General features: G+C 67.4%; 20 protein-coding genes and 1 riboswitch. Of the genes, 6 read left to right on the plus strand and 14 right to left on the minus strand.

Translation table 11 applies throughout. The annotated features are described in order from the left end of the window. Window positions 1-32: 32 nt before the first annotated feature. From cobA to cbiE, 5 genes are read right to left on the minus strand one after another with little or no spacing between them, the layout of a single operon-like run. A complete protein-coding gene (gene cobA, locus AAE027_RS20695; protein ID WP_091887719.1) occupies window positions 33-764 on the minus strand; it encodes a uroporphyrinogen-III C-methyltransferase in 732 nt (243 codons plus the stop codon). Further along, window positions 761-2,071 carry a cobyrinic acid a,c-diamide synthase CobB gene (locus tag AAE027_RS20700; RefSeq protein WP_370988660.1) on the minus strand — a complete coding sequence of 437 codons (1,311 nt, stop codon included), beginning with the start codon at window positions 2,069-2,071 and terminating at the stop codon, window positions 761-763. Before AAE027_RS20700 ends, cobA begins: the two co-directional genes overlap by 4 nt. Next, the gene (cobM, locus tag AAE027_RS20705) at window positions 2,071-2,853 is read right to left on the minus strand and encodes a precorrin-4 C(11)-methyltransferase (RefSeq protein ID WP_370988661.1); all 783 of its coding nucleotides are present in this window, start codon (window positions 2,851-2,853) and stop codon (window positions 2,071-2,073) included. Before cobM ends, AAE027_RS20700 begins: the two co-directional genes overlap by 1 nt. Beyond that, window positions 2,850-3,218, minus strand: a complete 369-nt coding sequence (locus tag AAE027_RS20710) for a cobalamin biosynthesis protein (RefSeq protein WP_370988662.1) — start codon at window positions 3,216-3,218, stop codon at window positions 2,850-2,852. The genes cobM and AAE027_RS20710 overlap by 4 nt, the downstream gene beginning before the upstream one ends. Beyond that, a complete protein-coding gene (gene cbiE, locus AAE027_RS20715; RefSeq protein WP_370988663.1) occupies window positions 3,215-4,396 on the minus strand; it encodes a precorrin-6y C5,15-methyltransferase (decarboxylating) subunit CbiE in 1,182 nt (393 codons plus the stop codon). Before cbiE ends, AAE027_RS20710 begins: the two co-directional genes overlap by 4 nt. Between cbiE and AAE027_RS20720 the strand changes: the two genes are divergently transcribed. Further along, window positions 4,395-5,141 (plus strand): cobalt-precorrin-6A reductase, encoded by a 747-nt coding sequence (locus tag AAE027_RS20720; protein ID WP_370988664.1) that lies wholly within the window; start codon window positions 4,395-4,397, stop codon window positions 5,139-5,141. The two genes, cbiE and AAE027_RS20720, sit on opposite strands and share 2 nt — an antisense overlap. Here the strand turns inward: AAE027_RS20720 and cobJ are convergent. The 7 genes from cobJ to AAE027_RS20755 are packed head-to-tail and all read right to left on the minus strand — an operon-like array spanning window position 5,117 to window position 13,039. After that, window positions 5,117-5,851, minus strand: a complete 735-nt coding sequence (gene cobJ, locus AAE027_RS20725) for a precorrin-3B C(17)-methyltransferase (protein WP_370988665.1) — start codon at window positions 5,849-5,851, stop codon at window positions 5,117-5,119. The genes AAE027_RS20720 and cobJ overlap by 25 nt on opposite strands. Beyond that, entirely contained in the window at window positions 5,848-6,579 is a 732-nt protein-coding gene (locus AAE027_RS20730; protein WP_370988666.1) for a precorrin-2 C(20)-methyltransferase, read from the minus strand. The genes cobJ and AAE027_RS20730 overlap by 4 nt, the downstream gene beginning before the upstream one ends. A gap of 2 nt (window positions 6,580-6,581) precedes the next feature. Further along, window positions 6,582-7,211 carry a precorrin-8X methylmutase gene (locus AAE027_RS20735; RefSeq protein ID WP_370988667.1) on the minus strand — a complete coding sequence of 210 codons (630 nt, stop codon included), beginning with the start codon at window positions 7,209-7,211 and terminating at the stop codon, window positions 6,582-6,584. Further along, a complete protein-coding gene (cobG, locus tag AAE027_RS20740; protein ID WP_370988668.1) occupies window positions 7,211-8,374 on the minus strand; it encodes a precorrin-3B synthase in 1,164 nt (387 codons plus the stop codon). Before cobG ends, AAE027_RS20735 begins: the two co-directional genes overlap by 1 nt. Further along, window positions 8,371-11,619 (minus strand): cobaltochelatase subunit CobN, encoded by a 3,249-nt coding sequence (cobN, locus tag AAE027_RS20745; protein ID WP_370988669.1) that lies wholly within the window; start codon window positions 11,617-11,619, stop codon window positions 8,371-8,373. The genes cobG and cobN overlap by 4 nt, the downstream gene beginning before the upstream one ends. Beyond that, window positions 11,619-12,668 carry a cobalamin biosynthesis protein CobW gene (gene cobW / locus AAE027_RS20750; protein WP_370988670.1) on the minus strand — a complete coding sequence of 350 codons (1,050 nt, stop codon included), beginning with the start codon at window positions 12,666-12,668 and terminating at the stop codon, window positions 11,619-11,621. Before cobW ends, cobN begins: the two co-directional genes overlap by 1 nt. Then, window positions 12,665-13,039: a DUF1636 family protein gene (locus AAE027_RS20755; protein WP_370988671.1), complete on the minus strand. Its 375-nt coding sequence runs from the start codon at window positions 13,037-13,039 to the stop codon at window positions 12,665-12,667. Before AAE027_RS20755 ends, cobW begins: the two co-directional genes overlap by 4 nt. Before the next feature lie 94 nt (window positions 13,040-13,133). Next, a riboswitch (cobalamin riboswitch) is annotated at window positions 13,134-13,353 on the minus strand. 39 nt (window positions 13,354-13,392) lie between these two features. On the opposite strand from AAE027_RS20755, the gene cobO reads away from it, so the two are divergent. Continuing rightward, a complete protein-coding gene (gene cobO, locus AAE027_RS20760; protein ID WP_370988672.1) occupies window positions 13,393-14,028 on the plus strand; it encodes a cob(I)yrinic acid a,c-diamide adenosyltransferase in 636 nt (211 codons plus the stop codon). A 12-nt stretch (window positions 14,029-14,040) separates the two neighbouring features. After that, complete coding sequence (locus AAE027_RS20765; protein ID WP_370988673.1) at window positions 14,041-15,489, plus strand: cobyric acid synthase; 1,449 nt, start codon at window positions 14,041-14,043, stop codon at window positions 15,487-15,489. On the opposite strand, the gene cobD is transcribed toward AAE027_RS20765, so the two are convergent. Beyond that, window positions 15,478-16,443, minus strand: a complete 966-nt coding sequence (gene cobD, locus AAE027_RS20770; RefSeq protein ID WP_370988674.1) for a threonine-phosphate decarboxylase CobD — start codon at window positions 16,441-16,443, stop codon at window positions 15,478-15,480. The two genes, AAE027_RS20765 and cobD, sit on opposite strands and share 12 nt — an antisense overlap. An 11-nt stretch (window positions 16,444-16,454) precedes the next feature. Further along, complete coding sequence (cbiB, locus tag AAE027_RS20775) at window positions 16,455-17,396, minus strand: adenosylcobinamide-phosphate synthase CbiB (protein ID WP_370988675.1); 942 nt, start codon at window positions 17,394-17,396, stop codon at window positions 16,455-16,457. Window positions 17,397-17,518: 122 nt separating this feature from the next. Between cbiB and cobU the strand changes: the two genes are divergently transcribed. From cobU to bluB, 3 genes are read left to right on the plus strand one after another with little or no spacing between them, the layout of a single operon-like run. Beyond that, window positions 17,519-18,022, plus strand: a complete 504-nt coding sequence (gene cobU / locus AAE027_RS20780) for a bifunctional adenosylcobinamide kinase/adenosylcobinamide-phosphate guanylyltransferase (RefSeq protein ID WP_370988676.1) — start codon at window positions 17,519-17,521, stop codon at window positions 18,020-18,022. Further along, the gene (cobS, locus tag AAE027_RS20785; protein ID WP_370988677.1) at window positions 18,019-18,801 is read left to right on the plus strand and encodes an adenosylcobinamide-GDP ribazoletransferase; all 783 of its coding nucleotides are present in this window, start codon (window positions 18,019-18,021) and stop codon (window positions 18,799-18,801) included. Before cobU ends, cobS begins: the two co-directional genes overlap by 4 nt. A gap of 4 nt (window positions 18,802-18,805) precedes the next feature. Beyond that, a complete protein-coding gene (bluB, locus tag AAE027_RS20790; protein ID WP_370988678.1) occupies window positions 18,806-19,438 on the plus strand; it encodes a 5,6-dimethylbenzimidazole synthase in 633 nt (210 codons plus the stop codon). Window positions 19,439-19,518: the final 80 nt, after the last annotated feature.

Here is a 19,518-nt window from a genome sequence, read left to right on the forward strand (position 1 = left end):
GGGCGTCAAGTGGCGAAGGGCGACGGCGGCCATCATGACGGATCGTCTCCCGCTAGGGCCCCGAACAGGATGACGGCGGCCGTCGAGGCGGCGCCGCCCCGCGCAAGCTGCTCGGCGAGCTCGGCAATCGTGGTGCGGACCAGCCGCTCGTCGGAACGGCCGAGTGATTCCGCAAACAGCGCCGGCGTATCTGCGGCGAGGCCATGGTCGATCAATTTTGCGGCAAGCGCCGGAAAGGTGCGCCGACCCATATAGACCACGGTGGTTGCCTCGGGATCTGCGAGCGCTGCCCAATTCAGGTTTGGCGGCAGTTCGCCTGTGACGTCGGCACCGGTCACGAACTGCACCCGCCGCGAGGTGTGGCGCCGGGTCAGGGGGATGCCGGCTTGCGCGGCAGCAACGCAGGCGGAGGTGACGCCGGGAATGATCTCGTAGCCGATGCCGGCCTCGCGCAGCGTCTCCAGCTCCTCCTCGAGCCGGCCGAAAATGCCGGCGTCGCCCGACTTCAGCCGCACCACCCGCGCGCCGGTTGCGGCATAATCGACGAGCAGGCGGTTGACATGGTGCTGCTTGGTCGAGGGCCGCCCTGCCCGTTTCCCCACCGCGACGAGGTTGGCGCCGGGACGAGCGAGATCGAGGATCGCGCCGGAGGCAAGATCGTCATAGAGCACGACGTCGGCCTCGCGCAGCCGCGCAGTCCCCTTCACCGTGAGGAGTTCTGGATCGCCGGGGCCGGCGGAGACGAAAGAAACAAAACCGCTCACCGGTCCTCCGCGATCAGATGGAAGAACGTGCCGGTAGCTTGGCCGCGCCGCGAGCCGGTCTCGGCAATGACCGTGCCGGTTGCATCGTGAACCACGGCCAGCGGCGTGTCGGGCTGGGCGATGATCGTCGAATAATGGAACTCGTGGCCGCGCAGGCGTGCGCCGACCTGATGCCCCGGCATCGGTGCGGCCAGTTCGGCGAGACGATAGCCGAGATGCATGCGGCGCTTGGCAAAGCTGGTCTCCAGGCCGAGCAACCCCGCCATCTCATGGCGCACGCCGTCGGCGTCGGTCAAAGCGATTCCCAACACCATATAGCCTCCGCATTCGCCGTGCACCGGGCGCGTTTCGGCAAAGGTGCGCAAGCCGCTGCGAAAGCGTGCACTAGCCGCAATCTTGCCGGCATGAAGCTCGGGATAGCCGCCGGGCAGCCAGCAGACATCGGCGCTTGCGTCAGGCGCTTCATCGGCCAACGGCGAGAATGTCGAGATCTCGGCGCCGGCCGCGCGCCAAGCTTCCAGCATATGCGGATAGACGAAAGAGAACGCCGCATCGCGGGCCAGCGCGATGCGTTGGCCAGGCGGCGTCACGTTCAGGCCGCTCGCCGCGGGTTGCGGCGACCAGCTGGCTGCCGCTCGCAGCACCCCCTCGAGATCAACATGCTCGGCAACGAAGCGCGCGGCCTCGTCGATCAGCTTGCCGATCTCGGCCTGCTCCTCGGCCTGCACCAGGCCGAGATGGCGCTTCGGCAGGCTGATCTCGGCATGGCGCGGCAGCGCGCCGAACACGGCGATGCCGGCATCGTTCAGCGCGCGCCGCACGAGATCTTCGTGGCGCGGGCTGGCGACACGATTGAGCACGACGCCGGCAAGATGCACCCCGGCGCGATAGTCACGAAGACCCGCGGCGATCGCCGCCGCGGTCTGCGCTTGGCCAGAGGGATCGATCACCAGCAGCACCGGCCAGCCCAGCATCTCCGCGATGTCGGCGGTCGCACCGGTGCCGGAGGCGCCGCGTGCGGCAACACCATCGAACAGGCCCATCGAACCCTCGGCGAGCACGACATCGGCATTCGCGCCGCGGCTGACGAGATGCGCGATTGCTGCGCTGTCCATCGCCCAGCTATCGATATTGACGGAGGCGCGTCCCGTGGCGGCGGCGTGGAAGGCGGGATCGATGTAGTCGGGCCCGCTCTTGAAGCACTGCACGTTCAATCCGCGATTGCGCCAGGCGCGCGCGAGCGCCAGCGTCAGCGTGGTCTTGCCGACGCCGGAGGCAGGTGCGGAGATGACGAGGCTTGCCGCCATCACGACGCCTCCGGAAAGCGCGGCTCGGCGCCGACCGGCCGATAGCGGCGGTCGTAATCGGCGGCATAGAGGCGGCTCTCGTCAAAATCCGCGGCGCCAAGCGTCCTGCCGACCAGGATCAGCGCGGTCCGCTCCATCTCGCTGCCCACAGCCGCATCGAGCGTGCCGAGCGTCGCGCGCACGATGCGCTGGTCCGGCCAGCTCGCGCGCCAGACGATGGCGACCGGACAGTCCGCGCCGTAATGGGGCGACAGCTCGGCAACGACCTTGTCGAGCAGATGGATCGACAGGTGGATCGCGAGCACCGCGCCGGTCGCGGCGAACGCCGCAAGCTTCTCGCCCTCAGGCATCGCGCTGGCCCGGCCCGGGGTGCGCGTCAGCACCACGGTCTGGGCGAGACCAGGTAGCGTCAACTCGGTCTCCAATGCGGCAGCAGCAGCCGAGAAGGACGGAACGCCCGGCGTCACCGAATAGGGAATGCCGAGCGCGCGCAGGCGGCGGAGCTGCTCGCCCATCGCCGACCAGATCGAGAGATCGCCGGAATGCAGCCGCGCGACATCCTTGCCGTCCGCATGCGCGGCGGCGATCTCCGCGATGATCTCGTCAAGCGACAGCGGCGCGGTGTTGACGATGTGCGCGCCAGGCGGGCAATGCGCCAGCACGCCCGCAGGGACAAGGGAACCGGCATAGAGGCAGACCGGACAGGCCGCGATCAGATCGCGTCCACGCAACGTCAGGAGGTCGGCAGCGCCAGGGCCTGCGCCGATGAAATGCACCGTCATGCGCCGTCTCCTTCAGCGATCGCCGCGGTCGCGGTGCGATCCTGCGAGACCGCCCGCGTCGCAATCAGCCGCGCGCGAGGGCCGGCCGCTGCGAGCGCCGCCGCTTCAGCGATCGATCCCGTCGCGAACTTTTCCGCAATAAGCTTCGACTGCGTCGGGGTGTCGATGCCGGCCAGCGATTCGGCCGGGACGGCTCTGATCGGCACACCGCATTCGCGCGCGAGCTGCTTCAGTGCTTCGGCCTCGGCCTTATCGCTGACGGTCGCCACGGCAGAAAGGCCTTCAAAACCGCCGGCCGCCAGCAGCGCCTCACGCAGCGAAGCCAGCGTAGCGTCGCGCTTGAATCCGAGCCCGGCAACTTTCATCGGACCACACTCCACTGCACCACCGGACGTGCCGCCTCCCAGGACCGGTAGCGGCCGAGCGGGCCGGCATGCGCGATCTCGACGCGCATCAGCTCGCCGCCGTGGTGCTGCTGCAACTCGCCGAGCAGCGCCTCCGTCTCCAGCGTGACTGAATGTGCAACCAGGCGCACACCCGAAGCTAGTCGGGACCAGATCACATCGAACATCGCGCTATCGAGACCACCGCCGATGAAGACCGCATCGGGCGCTTCCAGCGCAGCCAGAGCTTCGGGCGCATTCCCCGTGACGACGGTGACCCGATGCGCGAGCCCGAACGCCGTCGCATTGCTGCGGATGTTCGCAGCGCGATCCTCGCGCGCTTCGATCGCGATCGCCGTCCCGCCACACAGCGCCCACTCGACCGAGATCGAACCTGAGCCGGCGCCGACATCCCACAGCCGCTCACCGGGACGCGGCGCCAAGGCCGACAGCGCCAGCGCGCGCACCGGCCGCTTGGTGATCTGGCCGTCATGGACAAAGAGATCGTCCGACAAGCCCGAACTGCGGGGCGTGCCCTGCGTCCCCCTCGCCAGCACCGCCACCGCAACCAGATTTCCAGCAATATCATCAGCAAAGAGATCGGCGCGATGCTGGTCAATGTATTCCCGTGGGCCGCCAAGCGCAGCAAGAGTCCACAGGATTGAAGCGCCCCATCCGCGTTCCGTCAGCCATTTCGCGAGATCATCTGCCGCCTTCCCGTTGCGCACGAGGCAAATGATGCGCGCATCTCGTGCTAGATGCGGCACCAAACGCTCGAATGGTGCGGCATGAAGCCCAAGACACACAACCGACTCGAGCCGCCAGCCGAGCCGTGCGGCGGCGAGCGAGAAGGTCGATGGCGCGGGGTGCGCGATCCACTCGTCGCTACCGAGCTTCTCGACCAGGCCCGCCCCGGCGCCATGCCAGAACGGATCACCGGAGGCGAGCACCGCGGTCGGCCGGTCGCGGCAACTCAGCACGATGTCCGCATCGAACGGCACCGGCCACGGACGGCCGCGGCTGCCAACTTCCGCGAGCGCAAGATGACGCTCGCCGCCGAAGACGGTTTCTGCCTTGGCAAGCGCCTTTCGGCTTGCCTCCGACAGGCCGGCAAGGCCATCTTCGCCGATACCGATGATGGTCAGCCAGGGATCAGCCATGACACGCGCCCTCATTCTGGGCGGAACAGCCGATGCGAGCCTGCTCGCCGCGGCGGTCGCGCGCGCCGGCATCCAGGCCATCTATTCCTATGGCGGCCGCACCCGCGCGCCCGCCGATCAGCCGCTGCCGACCCGCATCGGCGGTTTCGGCGGGGTGAGCGGGCTTGCCGACTACATTCGTCGTGAGGCCATCACGCATGTGATCGACGCGACGCATCCCTTCGCCGCCGAGATGAGCCGCAACGCGGTCGAGGCATGCGCGGAGACCGGCACACCGTTGATTGCGCTGGAGCGCGCGCCCTGGAGCAAAGCGCCTGGCGACGACTGGATCGAGGTCGTCGACGTCAATGCCGCCGTCGCCGCGCTGCCCGAGGCTCCGGCAAAAGTGTTCCTCGCCATCGGCCGCCAGCACATCGCGCCATTCGTGATGAAGCCGCAGCACACCTACACGCTGCGCTTCGTCGATCCACCCGAAACGACCCTGCCCTTTCCGGCCGACGTGATCGTGTCGCGCGGGCCGTTCACCCTCGACAGCGAGCTGGAGATGATGCGCACGCGCGGCATCATGTGCATTGTCGCCCGCAATTCCGGCGGCGATGGTGCGCGCGCCAAGATCGACGCGGCGCGCATGCTCGACCTGCCCGTGATCATAATCTCGCGGCCGCAACTGCCCGAGCGGTTGCGAGTGGAGAGCATCGCTGAAGTGATGCAGTGGCTTGGTCATCGCACCTGCCTCGGCGCATAGACCCAGCGGCCGATGCGCCGCGTCTGGGAATTTCCGACGATCACCAGCGTGCGCATGTCGGCCATCTCGGGCGCCGCTTCGTTCAGCGTGACGGTCTCGATCTTTTCATCGGGCGCACTGATCGCGCGCGCGAAGATCACGAGCCGCTCACCGCAGCCGGCGTCTTTTAACACCGCAAGCGCGCGGCCAAACCCTTCCGGCCGGCTGGCTGAGCGCGGATTGTACATCGCAATGGCAAAATCGGCTTCCGCGGCAAGCCGCAAGCGCTTCTCGATCACCGCCCAGGGCTTCAGATTGTCGGAGAGATTGATCGCGCAAAAATCATGGCCGAGCGGCGCGCCGGCGCGGGCAGCCGCCGCCAGCATCGCGGTGATGCCGGGCAGCACGCGGATCGGCAGGTCCCGCCATTGCGGTGCCTGCTCGAGCGCCTCGAACACGGCAGAGGCCATCGCGAACACGCCGGGATCCCCGGAGGAGACGACGACGACCTGGCCGCCTTCGGCGGCAAGCCGCAGGGCTTCGCTCGCGCGCTGCAGCTCTTCGCGATTGTCCGACGGGTGCAGGGTGAGCCCTGCTCGCGGCGACACGCGCGCGACATAGGGCGCGTAGCCCAAAATGTCGGTCGCAGACGCAAGCGCGGCGGAGACTTCCGGCGTCACCAGCGCGTCGCTGCCAGGACCAAGGCCTGCGATGGTCAGCGTGCCCGTCATTCGGCGGCGTCCAGATGCCGGCCCTTGCCGTGCACCAGTACGATCGCGAAATAGGGACACTCAGCAGCATCGATCTCTGCGAGCCGCGCAACGCGCTCACCCGGCATGGTGCCGCGCTCGACCAGCCAGGCATCATCCAGTCGGCCGGCCGACGCGAGCGCGCGGCGCACCTTTGCGAGATTGCGCCCGGTCTTCATGATGACGAGCGCATCGGAATCACGCATGCGCCGTTCGAGCTCGTCTTCGGCAAGCGTTCCCATCAGCACCGTCGTGACGTCGTCGCCGAGCGCGATCGGCTGGCCGACGCCATTCCAGCAGCCGACCATGCCGGGAATCCCCGCGATCACTTCGATCTCGACGCGGCCTTGCAGGCGCGTGTGCAGATGCATGAACGAGCCGTAGAAGTAAGGATCGCCCTCGCACAGCACGACGACGTCGACCGCGCGCGAAAGCCGCGCCAGGCGCTCGGCCCATTCGTCGTAGAAGCCGGCGAGCAACTGCACGTATTCGGGGCTGTCGAAGGCGATCTCAGTCGTGACCGGATATTCCATGGGATATTCGGTGACGTCCGCGGCCAGCATGCCCTCGACGATGCGGCGTGCCTGGCCCGGCCTGCCCTTCTTGCGGAAATAGGCGACATGCTGCGCCCCGCGCACCGTGCGGTCGGCGCGCACGCTCATCAAATCGGGATCACCGGGGCCGAGACCGCAGCAGATGATGCGCCCCATGGCTATTCGCTCCGGCTCGCCAGCGCGTTGACGGCGGCGACGGTGATCGCGGAGCCGCCGAGGCGGCCTTCAACCGTCAGTGCCGGCACTAGCGGATCGGCCATCAGCGCGGCCTTGGATTCGGCCGCACCGACGAAGCCGACCGGGCAGCCGATGATCGCCGCGGGCCGCGGGCAGTCGCGGTCCTCCAGCATGTTGAGCAGATGAAACAGCGCGGTCGGCGCATTGCCGATCGCGACGATCGCGCCGCCCAGATGCGGCCGCCACAGCTCCAGCGCTGCCGCCGAGCGGGTGTTGCGCATGGATTGCGCGAGTGCGGGAACGGCGGCATCGCCGAGCGTGCAGATCACGGCGTTGGCCGCGGGCAGTCTCGCGCGCGTAATGCCTTCGGAGACCATGCGCGCGTCGCACAGGATCGGCGCTCCCTTCTGCAAAGCGGCCCGCGCAGCGGCCGCCATGCCGGGCGTGAAGCGGATATGCGCCTCCAGGCCGACCATGCCGGCGGCATGGATCATCCGCACCACGACCTGCTCCTCGTCGGGCGTGAAGCGCGCAAGATCCGCCTCAGCGCGGATGGTCGCAAAGGACTGCCGGTAGATCGCCGCACCGTCGGTCTCGTAAGTGTAGGGCATCAGTGCCCTCCGACCAGGATGGAGGGATCGCTGACGATGTCATCACCGTTCAGGCCGCGCAGAGCGGGCTCATCGCGGGTCGATCCACCGCGGACGAGATCGAATCCGGCGCGGGTCGCAACAAGCGTCACAGCGGCGGCGCCGGAATGCGCGCAGCCCTTGGCGCAGCCGGAGACGTGAAGCCGCGTATCGGGTGCAATGCGCGGCGCGAGCGCGGCGGCGAGCGCGCGGGTATCGGCATGCGCCTCGCGGCAGCGCGGGGCGCCGCTACAGGCGATGACGCGTAGCGCGGGATCGTACGGCTCCGTGATGAGACCCGCTCCCTTCGGCATCGCACGCTTGCCCTCGCTCAGGACCATCCGCCATGGCGTCATGCGCAGGGCATGTCCGCAAGCCGCGAATTGATGCAGCGTTGAATGCAGCATCTGCCCGAACGCCACTCCGACCATGGCGCCCTGCGGATAATGTCCGGGCCGCAGCGTAGCCATCACCGGGGCCGGTTCGGTCTCGCCGCGCAAGGTCCCCGGCAATGCCGCACCGGAAGCGATGTGGGCCGCCATGCGCCCTCGCCCGCCGCTGATGCCGCCGGAGGCGATGAACCAGTTTGCGATCGCCAGTGCCGTGCTCACGGCGCCTCCGCGCCCGACCGAGCGGCCGAGCCTCGCACCATCGGCCCGCACCAGAAGCCGGCCGCTGCGATCGCGCTCAATGCGCACGTCGGCGGAATCGCCGGCCAGCACGCGCGAGGTCCCGTCATCGATCGCGAAGCCGAACTTTGTGGGCAATTTGAGCGCGCTGTCGGCAAGCGCCTCTTCGAGCTCGGCGGCAAGCGCCTGCGTGTCGTCGCCCTCGTTCCAGAACGGCGTCACCAGGATGTTGCGCCGGGATTCGATATCGACGTCGGGATCGAGCAGCGCCAGTCGCGCAAGGCCATCGAGCAGCGGGCCGTGGCTTTCGTCGCTGACACCTCTGATCTGGAGATTGGCGCGGCTCGTCACGTCGATGAGACCATTGCCGAAGCGTTCGGCCAGCTCGGCAAGGCCGGAAATCTGTGCCGCGTCAAGGCGTCCACCGAAAGGACGCACGCGCACCACGAGGCCGTCGCCCGATCGCATCGGCCTCAGCGCGCCGGGACACCCGCCCTTGATCGCGGAAGCGCTCATGACGCCTCCTTCAGCGCAGCGGCGATCGAATTGCGGCGTGTCCGCCAGAGCGAGGCCTCATGCAACCGCGTGAAGCACGTCTCCATTGCGACGAGCGCCGTCGGATTCTCGCGTGCCATGAACGCGCGGACATCATCGTTGCCGAGCGTCGCATCGTAGTAGAGATCGAATAGATGCGGCGGCACGGCGCCGGCAAGATGCGCGAAGGCGGCCATGTGCTCGAGCGTCGCGGTGATCTCGGCCGCGCCGCGAAAGCCGTGGCGCATCATGCCGGCGATCCAGGCCGGGTTCGCCGCGCGGGCCCGGACGACGCGCGAGATCTCTTCCGTCAGCGTGCGCGCATGCGGCTCCTCGGGGCGCGTTGTGTCGATGTGATAGAGCGATGGTCCTGCCGCGCCGAGATGTGCCGCAGCTGCGGCGACGCCGGCTTCATGCGCGGCATAGTCGGCAGCGAGCAGAAGATCGGTCTCCGGCAGATCCTGGACGTGAACGAAAGCATCCGCCGACGCGAGCCGCGCCTCGATGCCGGCACGATCGGGCTTGATCGCGCCATCCGCCGAGAACGCCCAGGACGATGCCGACAGCCAGGCTTCCCCGGCGGCATCACGCGTCTCGGGCGTGAAGGCATCAGGGATCGCCGACAGGCCAACGCCGTATTGTCCGGGCCGCGGCGCAAATACACGTGACGCGCGGTGGCGATAGGGATTCTCCTCGCCCTCCTCGTCGCGACTTGCGAGTGCCTCGGATGCAGCCTCGAACAATTGCGCCAGACTCGAAAACACATCGCGGAACAGGCCGGACACGCGCAGTGTCACGTCGATGCGGGGGCGGCCGAGTTCGGCCGGCGCGATGATGTCGTAGCCGGTGACGCGGCCAGAGGCGTGATCCCAGCGCGGCGCAAGACCCGCCAGATGCAGTGCCATCGCGAACTCCTCGCCCGCGGTGCGCATCGTCGCCGAACCCCAGAGATCGACCACGAGCCCCTTCGGCCAGTCGCCATGATCCTGCAAGTGACGGCGCAGCAACTCTTCGGCGAGCTTGATGCCTTGCGCGTGCGCCGACGGCGTCGGCACCGCGCGTGGATCGACCGCGAAGAGATTGCGCCCGGTGGGCAGCACGTCCTGCCGCCCGCGATAGGGCGAGCCCGACGGCCCCGGCGCAACGCGCTTGCCCGCGAGCGCGGAACGCAGCGCCTCGCGCTCCGCTTCGCCGCAGGCGCCGCAGCCGAACACGTGCAGGCCGTCACCGAACTGGCTTTCCTTGAGATCGCAGACGAAGCGATCGATCCGTGGAATCGCTTCGGCTGGTGCGGCCGATGCATCGAGGCCGAGATCGTCTTCGAGACCCGCCGCGCGCGCCTCGTCGCGGATCGCTGAGATCAGACGCTGGCGGCGCGCGGGATCAAGACCATCGGCAGTCGAATATTCGTCGAGCAGACGTTCGAGCCGGCGCAGGCCTTCCGGCACCGCGGATGCCGCAAGCGGTGGCGGCAAATGGCCGATCGTGACGGCAGAAATGCGCCGCTTGGCCTGTGCGGCCTCGCCGGGATCATTGACGATGAAGGGATAGATGACGGGGAGATCGCCGATCAGAGCCTCGGGCCAGCATGCCTGCGACAGCGCCACGGATTTGCCGGGCAGCCATTCCAGCGTGCCATGTGCGCCCATGTGCACGACGGCTTTGATGCCCTGCTCCCTGAGCCAGAGATAGAACGCGACATAGGCATGGCACGGCGTGCGGGCAAGATCGTGATAGTCGGCATCGCGCGTGGCCGCATCGCCGCGCTCGGGCTGGACCGCGATGATCGACGCGCCGCAATGGATCGCAGCGAAGTGAAACGCGCTGTCGCGACAGCTCGGGTCATCCTCCGGCGCGCCCCAGGCTTGCGCGAGATCATCCTGCAAGACTTGCGGCAGGCGCGAGAGCGCCGCGCGATAATCGGCAACACTCCAGGTGAGCTGCTGCCCCAGCAGCGTCTCGCCGAGCGCGTCGACTGGCGCAACATCGAAGCCGGCCTCCGCAAGATCAGACAGCAACGCCTCGACCGAGGCCAGCGCATCGAGACCGACCGCATGCGCGACCTGGTGCGGGCGTCCCGGATAGTTCGAGAGCACGATCGCCAGCTGCTTCTCGCCAGCCGGCGTCTCCGCGAGCCGCCGCCAGGCGGCAACGCGTGCGGCGACGACCTGCATCCGCTCCTCATCTGCGCGATGGGCGAGATGCGAGAATTGCAGATCGGGATCGCGCATCCCAGCGGATTTGAAGCTCACCACGCCCGCGAACAGGCGGCCGTCGACCTCGGGCAGCACCACATGCATCGCGAGGTCGCCGGGCGACAGGCCGCGCAGCGAGGTGGCCCAGTCCTCGCGCCGCGCCGTCGAGAGCGCGACCTGGAACACCGGACATGATGCAGCATCGAACGGCGTCGTGCCGTCATCGCTCATTGCCGAGAACGCTGTCGCATTGACGATCGCGGCCGGAGGATCTTGTGCGAGATGCGCGCGCAGCCAGTCGGCGACGCCCGCGGCCTTCAGCGAGGTGACGAAGGCGCCATAAGCGTCAAAGCCCTTCTCGCGCAGCGCGGCGATCAAGGCATCGACCGGGCCGGTGTCCGCAGCAGTGAGATAGGAGCGATAGAACGTCACCAGCGCGCGGGGCTTCCCCTCGCCGCCCACCGGCGCAGCAATGACGCCACGCGCGGGATCGTAGAATCCCATCTCGGGCACGGTCATCTCGCCGACGACTGGCCCGGCGTAGAGCCCCGAGGCCAGCGCGAGCTGTGCGATCGCAGCTTGCGCCGCGACCGGGCCGCCGGTGTCGCAGAGCACCTTGAGCCGGCGCAGCGTCGAAACCGGCAAGGTCGAATACGCGTCCAGCCGCGTATCGTCGCGGCCATCGGCCGGCAGCACGGCCAGCACGATGTTACGGTCCTTGGCAAGTTGCTGGAGCGCCGCGAGACCATACGGCCAGTAGGACTCACCGCCAATCAACCGCACCAGGATGCCGCGCACCTGCGACAGCGTGCGCTCGATATAGGTGTCGACCGAAAGCGGATGACGCAGCTCCGCAAGATTGGCGAGCCGCAGCGACGGCAGGCTGTCGCGGCCGCGCCGCCAGCCGGCCGCGAACGCGGCAAGATCGGAATCCGAATACGAGAGCACCACGAGATCGGCCGGGTCCTGGCCGATGTCCCTTGGCGTCGCGGTCTCCTCGAGACCGCGGCTCTCGCGAAAAACGACGTGCATCAGATGCCAGATCCTGAAAGACCAAGTCCTGACCTGATCGCGGCCTCGTCGATATCACCGTGCTCGCCAATCACGACGAGCTTCGACTGCCGTACGCCGGCAGCCCAGGGCTTATCGAACTGGTGGCGCACGCGCTCGCCGACCGCTTGCAACAACAGGCGCATCGGCTTGCCCGCGACCGCGATATAGCCTTTCGCACGCAGCACGTTCTGCTCGCGCGCCAGGCGCTGGACGGAGGCGACCAGCGCATCGACATTAGACACTTCCGGAAGATCGATCACGACCGAGGCAAAATCGTCATGCTCGTGCTCGTCCTCGCCATCGTGATGCGACGGACGCGCGGCAAGATCGTTCTCCGCGGCAGCGCCGAGGCCGAGGATGACGCGCGCATCGATCGCGCCATCGGTGACGGGGAGCATCGGCACGCGGCGCGGCATCTCGGCGGTGATCGCGGCCTTGGCGGCTTCAATCCCCGCGGCGCCCGCAAGATCGGCCTTGGTCAACAGCACGATGTCGGCACAGGCGATCTGGTCCTCGAACACTTCCGACAGCGGCGTCTCGTGATCGAGGTTTTCGTCGGCCGCGCGCTGCGCTTCGACCGCAGCGGGATCCGGCGCGAAGCGGCCGGCCGCGACGGCTTCGGCATCGGCCAGCGCGATCACACCGTCGACCGTAATGCGCGAGCGGATCTCCGGCCAATCGAAGGCCTTCAGCAGCGGCTTTGGCAGCGCCAGGCCCGAGGTCTCGATCAGGATGTGATCGGGCCGCACTGGGCGCGCCAAGAGCTGCTCCATGGTCGGAATGAAATCGTCGGCGACAGTGCAGCAGATGCAGCCATTGGCGAGCTCGACGATGTTCTCCTCGGGGCAATTGGCGTCGGCGCACGACTTCAGGATCTCGCCATCGACGCCCTCGCTGCCGAACTCGTTGACGAGCACGGCGAGCTTCTTGCCGCCGGCATTGGCGAGCAGATGCTGGATCAACGTCGTCTTGCCGGAGCCGAGAAAACCCGTGACCACCGTGACCGGGACTTTTGCGAGCGAATTCATTCGGCGGCCTCCGGCACGACGGCAATGGGGGGAATGCGGGCAAGCGATTGCTTGCGGAATATTTCCGGCCGGCTGCGCCAGGGCACGAGGCCATCAGGCGCGGCGGCATAGGCCGCAGCGCCCGCGATCACGTCGCGCGCGTTCGCATCCGACAGGCGGCCATAGACATAGGACCAGCGGCCGGGTGCGCTGAGCGCGACCGAGCAGCCCTGGCTGCAGGCCGACAGGCATTCGACGGGAACCACGCTGACGCCATCGGGCACGCCGGCGTCCAGGATCGCACCATGCAACCGCTTGCCGGGCGTCGTCTCGCCCTCGCCAAGCGCCTGACCAGCACGGCAGGTAATGCAGACGTGAAGTGTGACCGTCATCGCCTCTTCCAGAATAAACAGCGGGAGGCGAAGAGGCGCACGAACCACTTTTCAGGGGCCCGTTTCCCCGTCGCGGAACACCCCGTCCGCCGGTCCAAAATCGTCCGCGCTGGCAGGTCTCCCGGCTTGCGGAGCAGGGCCTTGCCCTTCGATCCCCGCCTTCCCGATCCCGTCAGGGGTCAGTGGCTTCGGGCATCTCTCCGGTCACGGTCGCGGGGGCGGCTGCATTTTGGACCCAAATCTTGCCGATTCGGACCCTATCGCATTCCCTCTTCGCCTGTCATAGGACAGGAACCAACGCCGGCCCACCATTTGCCGCTGGCCGCCACTTGTCAAGCCGAAGGACTGGTACGATGACGCCTGAACCAGAGACCCAAACGGGCGAGCAAACCGACGCCCGCCACGCTGCAAAAATGGCGAAGAAGAAGGCCGCCCGCGACAAGATCATGGCGACCAAGAGCGGCGAAAAAGGCCTCATCATCGTCCACACCGGCGCCGGCAAGGGCAAGTCGTCCTCCGCCTTCGGCATGATCGTCCGCTGCGTCGCCCACGGCTTCCCCTGCGCAGTGGTGCAGTTCATCAAGGGCGCCTGGGATACCGGCGAGCGGCGCCTGCTCACCGGCCATTTCGGCGATCTCTGCCAGTTCCACGCGATGGGCGAAGGTTTCACCTGGGAGACGCAGGACCGCGCCCGCGACATCGCCGCCGCGCGCGCCGGCTGGGAGAAGGCCAAGGAGCTGATATCAGATCCCAACCTGCGCATGGTCGTGCTCGACGAGATCAACATTGCGCTGCGCTACGACTATCTCGATATCGCCGAGGTCGTCGAATTCCTCACCACGCAGAAGCCGCCGATGACGCATGTCGTCCTCACCGGGCGCAACGCCAAGGACGAGCTGATCGAGATCGCCGACCTCGTCACCGAGATGACGCTGGTCAAACATCCCTTCCGCTCCGGCATCAAAGCGCAAGCCGGCGTCGAATTCTGAGACCATCTCGCTATGGCGCGCGCGCTGATGATCCAAGGGGCCGGCTCGGACGTGGGCAAGTCGCTCATCGTTGCCGGCCTGGCGCGCGTCTTCACGCGACGTGGCCTGCGCGTGCTGCCGTTCAAGCCGCAGAACATGTCGAACAACGCGGCCGTCACCGTCGATGGCGGCGAGATCGGCCGCGCCCAGGCGCTCCAAGCGCTCGCCGCAGGCGTCGAGCCGCACACCGACATGAACCCGGTGCTGCTGAAGCCGGAGACCGATGTCGGCGCGCAAGTCGTCGTCCACGGCAAGCGCATCGCAACCGCCCGTGCACGTGACTATGCGGCGATGAAACCTTCGCTGATGGGCGCCGTGCTGGAGAGCTTTGAGCGGCTGAAGGCACGCTCTGATCTGGTGCTGGTCGAAGGCGCCGGCAGCCCGGCCGAAGTAAACCTGCGCAAGGCCGACATCGCCAATATGGGCTTTTCGCGCAAGGCCGACGTGCCGGTCGTGCTGGTCGGCGACATCGACCGCGGCGGCGTCATCGCGCAGCTCGTCGGTATCAAGACCGTGATCGATCCTGATGATGCCGCGATGATCCAGGGCTTTGTCATCAACAAGTTCCGCGGCGATCCCACGCTGTTCGATGACGGCTACAAGCTGATCGAAGCGAGGACTGCGTGGCGCGGTCTCGGCGTGCTGCCCTGGTTCGCACGCGCCGGCGAGCTGCCGGCAGAGGACGCGCTGGGCCTGCGCGATGCGCGAAAGCCGGGCCAATGCAAGATCGCCTGTCTCGCGTTATCGCGGATCGCCAATTTCGACGATCTCGATCCGCTCAAGCTCGAACCGGGCGTCGATCTCGTCATGGTGCGTCCGGGCGAAGCGATTCCTGGCGATGTCAGGCTCGTCATCATCCCCGGCTCAAAATCCACCCGCGGCGATCTCGCCTTTTTGCGGGCGCAGGGCTGGGACATCGATCTGCTCGCACATCACCGCCGGGGCGGCCATGTGCTCGGCCTCTGCGGTGGCTATCAGATGCTCGGACATAGAGTCGCTGATCCCGATGGCATCGAGGGCCCTGCGGGCGACACGCCGGGCCTCGGGCTGCTGGACGTGACAACGGTGATGAGCCCGCAGAAGACGTTGACGCGGGTCGCGGCCGTGCATGCCGCCACGGATCAGCCGATCGAGGCCTACGAGATCCACATCGGCCGCACCGATGGGCCCGACCGTGCGCGGCCGTTTGCGAAACTGAACGGCGAGCCGGAAGGCGCGATCTCGCGCGATGGCCGCGTGCAGGGCAGCTATTTGCACGGCCTGTTCACGTCGGATGATTTCCGCAAGGCGTTCTTGGCAAAACTCGATATTCCCGCAGGCGACGAGCCCTATCACGCCAGGGTCGAGAACGCGCTCGATGCCCTCGCCGATCACATCGAAAAGCATCTCGATGTCGAAGGATTGCTCGCGCTAGCGCGTTAGCACCTCGGCAAGGCGCATCCATTCGGATTCGCTGCCGGGAAGTCCGAGGCGCAGCCATGCCGGCTCTCTCGCAAAGACGCGCGACCAGATTTGGCGACGCGCGAGTTTTTCCTGCGCGGCGCGCGCGTCAGGCGTTCCATAAAGACGAAACAAGGGCGTGCCGCCGACAAGCGTCCAGCCTTGCGACTGCGCCATGGCGTCGAGGCGAGCACAGTCGCGTGCGAGCCGCGCTGACGTAGCCTCGGCCCAGGCATCATCGCGCAAGGCGCGGCAGCCAATCGCGATCGCTGCCCCCGAGACCGGCCATGGACCCGACATCGATGCAAGCTTGCCAATATCGGCCGCATTGCCGAGCGCGAACCCAAGCCGCAGCCCGGCAAGGCCATAGAACTTTCCGAAAGAGCGCAGCACCAACAGTCCCGGCCGATCTGCCTGCGAAGCAAGCGACAGCTGCGGAACGGCGTCGGCAAAGCTCTCGTCGATCACGAGACGGCCGACGCGCGGCAGCAATGCCAGCAAGTCCTTCGGCGTATGGCGGCGGCCATCGGGATTGTTGGGATTGACGATGATCGCGAGGTCTGCGCCGGCCAGCGCGTCGAGCCCCGAGACCTCCTGGACATCCCAGCCCGCAGCCGACAGGACCCCGGCATATTCATTGTAGGTCGGCGCGAGGATGCGCGCGCGACCGGCTGGCGCCAGTTGCGGCAGCAATTGAATGGCGGCCTGTGCACCGCCCATCGCTGTAACAGGTGCGCTCGTGCGATAGGCGTGCTGCGCGGCTTGAAGCAAGGCATCGACCTCGGCGCGCGAGGGCAACGCGCTCCAGGCGCGCGGGCTTACCTCGCCCATGGGATAAGGCAGGCGGTTGATCCCTGTCGAGAGGTCGATCCAATCCTCAGCGCGTCCGCCAAAACGCTGCTGGGCCTGATCGAGATTTCCACCGTGCTCGCGCATGCCCCGTTGTTTCACGCGAAGGCCAGGATCGCAAGCACCCCCGCGAGAAGCAGCATGGACCTGCGATAGACCGCCAATCCGTGATTGATGTCCGCAGCGAGCGGATCGCGCGCGTCTTCGTTGAGCCAGGGCTCGTTCGTGATGCTGCCGTGATAGATGCGCGGACCGCTGAGGCGCACGCCGAGCGCCCCCGCCATGGCCGCTTCCGGCCAGCCGGCGTTCGGCGAGCGATGGCGGCCCGCATCGCGGCTCATGCACGCCAGCGCCTCCGATCGCCAAGGCGCCAGCAACACGAATAGAAATCCGGTCAGGCGCGCCGGAATGAAGTTGGCGATATCGTCGATGCGCGCCGCGGCCCAGCCGAAAGTTTCGTGTCGCTCGCTGCGATGGCCGATCATGGAGTCGAGCGTGTTGATGGCCTTGTAGCCGAGGATGCCGGGCAAGCCGAACAGCGCGCCCCAAAACACGGGCGCCACGATGCCGTCGGAGGCGTTCTCGGCAAGGCTCTCGATTGCCGCGCGCGCGATGCCGGGCTCATCGAGCGCCGCGGGATCACGGCCGACGATACGCGAGACCGCGTCGCGCGCAGCGGTGATGTCGCCGGCCTGCAAGGGATTTGCGACCGCCGCGACATGATCGTGCAGCGAGCGCAGCGCGACCAGCGGCCAGGCCAGGACGCCGACCAACACGATCTGGATCCAGCCCGAGGGAAGCAAGGACTGAAGCATCCAGCCGACCGCAACGGAGAGCGCGATCACCACGAGCGCGCCGGCAATGCCCGCGCCGCGGCGAAGCGCCGGCGGATCAGACGCGCGATTCCAGGCGGCATCGATGGCGCCGATCAGCCGCCCCAGCCAGGTCACGGGGTGGCCGATCCGCGCGAACAGCCACGACGGCCAGCCCAAGAGAGCATCCACCGCCATCGCCACCACCATCGCGCCCGCAAAGCCCACGCCTGCCTCCTGTCCCGCCCCTGTTGCGCAAAGCGAAGGCAGAGCGCAAGCCCCTACAGGCCTGATTTCGGCTTTGTCTTTGGCCGTGTTTGGTGATTAGTCAGGGCTGATAGGAGACCTTCATGGCCGTCATCTTGATCACGGGCGGAGCGCGATCGGGCAAGAGCACGCGTGCGGAAACACGCGCGAAGGCCTTTTCCGGCCGGCCCGTCTATATCGCGACGGCCGAGGCGCTCGATGCCGAAATGGAGGCGCGCATCGCCAGGCATCGCGCTCGCCGCGGAACCGACTGGCTCGAACGCGAAGTGCCGCTTGATCTCGTGCAGGTGCTGGTCGCAAGCGATGGCGGCGGCGCACGGCTGGTGGACTGCCTGACACTCTGGCTCTCCAACCTGATGCATGCGGAGCGCGACTGGGAGAGCGAGGTAAAGGAGCTTGCCGCCACCCTGCTTCATCTCAAGAGCCCGGTCGTGCTCGTCACCAACGAGGTCGGTCTCGGCATCGTACCCGACAACGCCCTGGCACGCAGCTTTCGCGACGCCGCCGGAATCATGAATCAGATCATTGCTGGTGTCGCGGACGAGGTCGAGTTCGTCGTCGCCGGCCTGCCGATGAAATTGAAATGATGCCGCGCGCCGAACTTTTGAAAGACGTCGTCGCCGATCTCAGGATGGCGGCATCGTTCGTCACGATCCTCCCGGTAGCATCGTCGAAGCCCGCAGGCGACGGCGCCATCGCGCGTGCAACCTGGGCCCTGCCCGTCGCGGGACTGCTGGTCGGCCTTGCCGGCGCGTTGGTCTATAAGATCGCCAGCCGGTTCGGACTGACACCAAACCTTGCCGCCCTGCTCGCGCTGGCCGCGACCGCCCTCATCACCGGCGCGCTGCACGAGGACGGACTTGCCGATACCGCCGATGGGCTGGGCGGCGGGCGCACCCGCGAGCGCAAGCTGGAGATCATGCGCGACAGCCGGATCGGGACGTACGGCGTCTGCGCGCTGATCCTGTCGTTCGGCCTGCGCTGGAGTGCGCTCGCCACGATCGCCAATCCGTGGGCGGTCACGTTGGCGCTGTGCGCGGCGCACATCGCTGCCCGCGCCGGCGTGCCGGCCTTCATGTCGCTGGTCCCTCCGGCGCGGCCGGATGGGCTTTCGGCGAGCGCGGGGCCACCGCCGGGCCGCAGTGTCGCCATCGCCTTCGCACTTGGGACGCTCGCTCTCGCCCTCGCGCTCGGGCCGGGCAAGGCGCTGGTCGGTCTGATCCTGCTGTCGCTCGCCGGGTTCATGCTGGCGCGACTTGCCATCCGCCAGATCGGCGGGCAGACCGGCGACATCCTCGGCGCGTTCGAGCAGCTCGGTGAGATCCTGATCCTGCTGGTCGCAGCAGCCTTCCAGATGGGACGCTGACCTCATGGTCGAGTTCGACGATACCTTCCGTCAGCATTTACGCGAGCTGTTTGTGTGGCGCCGCGACGTGCGCCGCTTCCGCAGCGATCCGCTGCCGGAGGGGGCCATCACGCGACTGATCGAGACCGCCTGCCTGTCGCCGTCGGTTGGGCTCAGCCAGCCCTGGCGTTTCGTCACCGTCGACGATGCCGCACGGCGCCGTGCCGTAATCGACGATTTCAGGACATGCAATGCCGATGCGCTCAATTGCTACTCCGGAGAGCGCGCGGCGCGCTATGCGACGCTGAAACTGTCGGGCCTCGAACAGGCGCCTGGCCATCTCGCGGTGTTCGCGGACAAGGCCAGCGATATCGGCCACGGCCTCGGCCGCGCCACCATGCCGGAAACGACGGAATATTCCGTGGTCGCTGCGATCACCGCGATGTGGCTCTCAGCGCGTGCCGAGGGCATCGGTATCGGCTGGGTTTCGATCCTGACCCCCGCGCGCATTCACGGCATTCTCGACGTGCCTGAAACCTGGAAGTTCATCGCCTATCTCTGCATCGGCTATCCGGAGGCCGAATGCGACCAGCCGGAGCTGGAGCAGGCGAAATGGGAGCACCGGCGCAGTGCGGACGCGTTCACGCTGCGGCGCTAATAGCGACCAGCGCATCGAAACGCGCGATGCTTGAAGGTGAAGGTCAGGTCCGAAATCGCGAGTCGTTGCGGCGTATGATT

Origin of the sequence: Bradyrhizobium sp. DN3, from assembly GCF_041357655.1 — a bacterium.
GTDB lineage: Bacteria > Pseudomonadota > Alphaproteobacteria > Rhizobiales > Xanthobacteraceae > Bradyrhizobium.

Bases quoted from the DNA above. Each gene is read 5' to 3' on its own strand.
- cobD (WP_370988674.1), bottom strand. From the start codon at position 16,443: ATGCGCGAGCACGGTGGAAATCTCGATCAGGCCCAGCAGCGTTTTGGC.
- cobJ (WP_370988665.1), bottom strand. From the start codon at position 5,851: ATGACGGGCACGCTGACCATCGCAGGCCTTGGTCCTGGCAGCGACGCG.
- cobS (WP_370988677.1), top strand. From the start codon at position 18,019: ATGATGCCGCGCGCCGAACTTTTGAAAGACGTCGTCGCCGATCTCAGG.
- AAE027_RS20700 (WP_370988660.1), bottom strand. From the start codon at position 2,071: ATGGCGGCAAGCCTCGTCATCTCCGCACCTGCCTCCGGCGTCGGCAAG.
- AAE027_RS20710 (WP_370988662.1), bottom strand. From the start codon at position 3,218: ATGAAAGTTGCCGGGCTCGGATTCAAGCGCGACGCTACGCTGGCTTCG.
- AAE027_RS20720 (WP_370988664.1), top strand. From the start codon at position 4,395: ATGACACGCGCCCTCATTCTGGGCGGAACAGCCGATGCGAGCCTGCTC.
- AAE027_RS20755 (WP_370988671.1), bottom strand. From the start codon at position 13,039: ATGACGGTCACACTTCACGTCTGCATTACCTGCCGTGCTGGTCAGGCG.
- cobM (WP_370988661.1), bottom strand. From the start codon at position 2,853: ATGACGGTGCATTTCATCGGCGCAGGCCCTGGCGCTGCCGACCTCCTG.
- cobG (WP_370988668.1), bottom strand. From the start codon at position 8,374: ATGAGCGCTTCCGCGATCAAGGGCGGGTGTCCCGGCGCGCTGAGGCCG.
- bluB (WP_370988678.1), top strand. From the start codon at position 18,806: ATGGTCGAGTTCGACGATACCTTCCGTCAGCATTTACGCGAGCTGTTT.
- cobW (WP_370988670.1), bottom strand. From the start codon at position 12,668: ATGAATTCGCTCGCAAAAGTCCCGGTCACGGTGGTCACGGGTTTTCTC.
- cobO (WP_370988672.1), top strand. From the start codon at position 13,393: ATGACGCCTGAACCAGAGACCCAAACGGGCGAGCAAACCGACGCCCGC.
- AAE027_RS20735 (WP_370988667.1), bottom strand. From the start codon at position 7,211: ATGCCCTACACTTACGAGACCGACGGTGCGGCGATCTACCGGCAGTCC.
- AAE027_RS20765 (WP_370988673.1), top strand. From the start codon at position 14,041: ATGGCGCGCGCGCTGATGATCCAAGGGGCCGGCTCGGACGTGGGCAAG.
- AAE027_RS20730 (WP_370988666.1), bottom strand. From the start codon at position 6,579: ATGGGGCGCATCATCTGCTGCGGTCTCGGCCCCGGTGATCCCGATTTG.
- cobN (WP_370988669.1), bottom strand. From the start codon at position 11,619: ATGCACGTCGTTTTTCGCGAGAGCCGCGGTCTCGAGGAGACCGCGACG.
- cobU (WP_370988676.1), top strand. From the start codon at position 17,519: ATGGCCGTCATCTTGATCACGGGCGGAGCGCGATCGGGCAAGAGCACG.
- cbiE (WP_370988663.1), bottom strand. From the start codon at position 4,396: ATGGCTGATCCCTGGCTGACCATCATCGGTATCGGCGAAGATGGCCTT.